The 928-nt window shown below is 60.5% G+C and carries 2 protein-coding genes; both read left to right on the top strand.

Going from position 1 to position 928, the window contains the following annotated elements; translation table 11 throughout:
- The coding region (locus CBW22_RS25025) for a phospholipase D-like domain-containing protein (RefSeq protein WP_141097378.1) at positions 1-307 on the top strand (307 nt) is incomplete at its 5' end.
- A 45-nt stretch (positions 308-352) separates the two neighbouring features.
- Positions 353-928: DUF1173 family protein (locus tag CBW22_RS25020; protein WP_254919571.1), on the top strand; the 576-nt coding region annotated here is incomplete at its 3' end.

Raw genomic sequence — 928 nt, 5'->3', positions numbered from 1 at the left:
CCGGCTGGTCGCCGATGAAAAGAAAAGCCGGGACCGCTGGTCTCTTGTCAGCCAGCTCGCGTGCGCTGGCGTGGACGTGCGCCTTAACGGCATGTACAGCATCATGCACAACAAGTTTATGGTGGCCGACGGCAGTGCGGTGGAAACCGGCTCATTTAATTACACGTCTTCTGCTGAAAAAAGAAATGCGGAGAACGCGATGGTGATTAAAAACGAACCTGATATTGCCCGCCAGTATCAGGCTGAATTTAACCGGTTGTGGAATGAATCCTCACCGGTAATCTGCCCGGCAGCCGGCCTGAATTAAAATCACGCAGGTCGTATATTCAGCGTTCTTTATGGGAAGGGGTTTATGATGGCGGCAAAGAAAACGTATCCGGTCCGGTTCACCGGGCTGCGGGGCTCGCGGGAATGGGGTGCGGATTTCCGCAGCGCTGAGCCGGAGCAGTGGCAGCGCTGGCTGAAGCACGCGCGTGACAACAAGGCCACCACGGTGGTCACCTGCCTGTGCCATCCCCCAGAGGAAGACGCGCAGCGCCGGCGCCTGAAAGTGCATCTGTCACAGAAAACAGACCAGTGCTGGCTCGCCTCATGGGCCTTCTCCGGGCACGAACACGCGCCAGACTGCCGCTTTTACTCCGTCTGGCCGGATGAGCGACAGGCCACCATCTATGCCCCTGACGTGGTCAAAGCGGCTGCGGATGGCCGGCTTGTGGTCCGCCTGCCCACCGGCCTGCAGAAGAAAGACGTTCCAGATAAAACCCGTGATGCGCCTCCGGCCGGTGCCGGACCGGGGAGTCGGCGCCGGCAGCCCTCGATGCGCCTGCTGGGGCTGCTCCACCTGCTCTGGGAGCAGTCCGGCATCAACGTCTGGCATCCTGCATTCGATAAAAAGAAACGCTCGCCGGGCTGGGTGAGCTGGCGCCTG

The sequence above is a fragment of the Pantoea sp. VS1 genome (assembly GCF_002207995.1).
In the GTDB taxonomy this organism is placed as follows: Bacteria; Pseudomonadota; Gammaproteobacteria; order Enterobacterales; family Enterobacteriaceae; genus Pantoea; species Pantoea dispersa.
Note: the sequence above shows the minus strand (reverse complement) of the source record. Positions and strands in the feature narration are given on the sequence as shown.